Below are 2,428 nucleotides of genomic sequence, written 5' to 3'. Positions count from 1 at the left end.
GGCGCGGCTCCACGCGGTGGTGCGCGTGCGGCGAAGGCGGGTGGCGGGGAAGCTGGCAGACATGGCAATGCGACATGCCGAAAAGCGCCCATAACTACAATGGGCCAACGCTTCATGAGGGCCAGCGTTACAAGCGGAGACAGCGACCCGCGACATGTCCGGGGCGGGCCATCGCGACGGCACTTGAGGCTCCGCCCACGCTGCCACCGGGGCGGATAGCCTTGAACTGCGCCATCTTCGCCTTGAACGCGGCGAGCTGCTTCGGGTCGATCTTTTGCACCACGGTCGTCGTGGTGGCAAAGTTCATGCCGCCGCCAAGCGGGTTCACCGTCCGGCCATTGCGGTACATTTCGTAATGCAGGTGCGGGCCAGTCGAGAGCCCGGTCGAGCCGACATAGCCGATGATTTGGCCTGCGCGTACCCGCGTACCGCCCCACGCCGCGATTGAGCTCATATGGCCGTAACCAGTGCCCAGCCCGCCGCCGTGATCGATCCGCACGTAATTGCCGTGGCCGCCATGTCGCCCGGCGAAGGAGACGACCCCGTCCGCCGTGGCGCGGATCGGCGATCCCCAGCCGGCACCGAAATCGACCCCGGCGTGAAGCCGCGCATAGCCGAGGATCGGATGGCGGCGCATGCCGAAGTTCGAGGTGATGCGGCCATTGACCGGATAGAGCAGGCCCACACTCGACGTATAGGTTTGCTCGACGGGCCGGGTGATGGCGTCAGCCGAGAAGAATTCGTTGCCGCTTCCCCAGCGCATCAGCTCGACCACCGGGCGGTTGCCGCGATCAAGCCCGGCAAACAGCACCTGTCCTGCCTGCCCATCGCTGCCTTCGGCGCGCTTCCACGTCATGACGATGTCGAAGGCGTCGCCCGGCTGAATATCGCCTTCAAGGCTGATGTGCGAATCGAGCGCCTGCAGGTATTGCTGGATGGCATCAGCAGGAACCCCCGCCGAGCGCGCCGAGCGGTACAGGCTCTGGCCGACAGTGCCGCGGATGCGCAGCGGCGCCGTATCGATCGGGATCGCGCGTGCGGCGATGGCGAGATCGTCGCCTGAGCGCGAGATCGACAAGGCCAGGTCCATGCGGGCGCGCAGGTCCAGCCCGGTTAGCCGTCGCGGCTCGCCCGGGGCGGGCCGTTCGCCCAGCACCAGCGACACCCGCGTGCCCGGGGCAATGCGGCCCAGCGACACTTGTCCGGCAACCAGCTCGGTCGCGCGCATGGCATCGAAATCGGAAACCCCGGCGCGCTGCAACAGGTGGGTGAGGCTGTCGCCTTCGCCCAGCACCGCGGCGAGTTCGACGCGGGCGCGCTCTGGCGCCGCACCGACGGCAGTGACTTGCGGGCTGGCAGCCATGCGCCGGCCGCTTTCCCCGCCGAGTGCAATTGGCATGATCATCTGGCTGCGGTATTCATCACGGACCGGGGCATCGCCGATGATCGCGGGGGCAGCCTCAAGTTCGAAATTGGGCCAGAAGGCGAGCGAAACGAGGCCGAGGCCGGCAAATGTCGCAAGGCCTCGTGCCCAACGGCGAGTGCCGATGTTTTCGGCGAGATCCGGGGTCCAGTCGATCGCCGACCAGTCGGTGGCGGTGATGCGTGAAGCGGCGGCGGAAAGACGGGCGCGCAGGCCACGCTTATCGACGACCTTGTCGAGCAGCAGCGCAGCCGCAGGAGCAGCCAGGCGCGATTGCCCGAGGTCGTGATCATCGATTGATTGAAACACCCCTGCCTCCTTGCCGACCCCTCCTGCATGGCAAAGGGTTAATCTTCGGCTAATCCGGCGGAAACGCGGGCTATTTTCGTACGGCTTGGGAAAAGGGTCCGCATTTGCTTGCGGGCACCCGGCCAGCCTGCCAGATTTGTAAATTCGATGGTCGCAAACATCTCATCCACCAGTCGCCGCGACGATTCCGGCAAGCTCGTTGCCGTGCTTGGGCCGACCAATACCGGCAAGACGTACCTCGCCATTGAGCGGATGTGCGGCCATTCCTCGGGCGCGATCGGCTTTCCGCTGCGGCTGCTGGCGCGCGAGGTCTATGAACGTGTCTGCGCCATGAAGGGCGCAAATCAGGTCGCGCTGATCACCGGCGAGGAACGCATCGAGCCAAAGGACGCTCGCTACCTGCTGTGCACCGTCGAGGCGATGCCGGTCCACGCCGACCTCGCCTTCATGGCCATCGACGAAGCCCAGCTCGCTGCCGACCGCGAGCGTGGTCACATTTTCACCGACCGCCTGCTCCATGCGCGCGGGCGGGAGGAAACGATGATCCTGGGCTCGTCGACGATTGAACCGCTGATCCGCAGCCTGCTCCCCCGCGCCGAGATCATCGGCCGGCCGCGCTTTTCAACCTTGCGCCATGCCGGGGCGAAGAAGCTCAGCCGGGTGCCGCCGCGCAGTGCCATCGTCGCCTTCAGCGCC

Annotated in this window: 1 protein-coding gene and 1 pseudogene; one reads left to right on the top strand and one right to left on the bottom strand. The window is 66.4% G+C overall.

The annotated features are described in order from the left end of the window. Nucleotides 1–127: 127 nt before the first annotated feature. Nucleotides 128–1,732 carry a M23 family metallopeptidase gene (locus RMO89_RS11575; RefSeq protein WP_310533241.1) on the bottom strand — a complete coding sequence of 535 codons (1,605 nt, stop codon included), beginning with the start codon at nucleotides 1,730–1,732 and terminating at the stop codon, nucleotides 128–130. Nucleotides 1,733–1,879: 147 nt separating this feature from the next. Between RMO89_RS11575 and RMO89_RS11570 the strand changes: the two are divergent. Next, nucleotides 1,880–2,428: pseudogene (locus RMO89_RS11570) on the top strand (helicase); the annotation flags it as partial.

Source organism: Novosphingobium sp. (assembly GCF_031424035.1).
Taxonomy (GTDB): Bacteria; Pseudomonadota; Alphaproteobacteria; order Sphingomonadales; family Sphingomonadaceae; genus Novosphingobium.
This window is presented reverse-complemented; position numbering and strand designations above follow the sequence as displayed.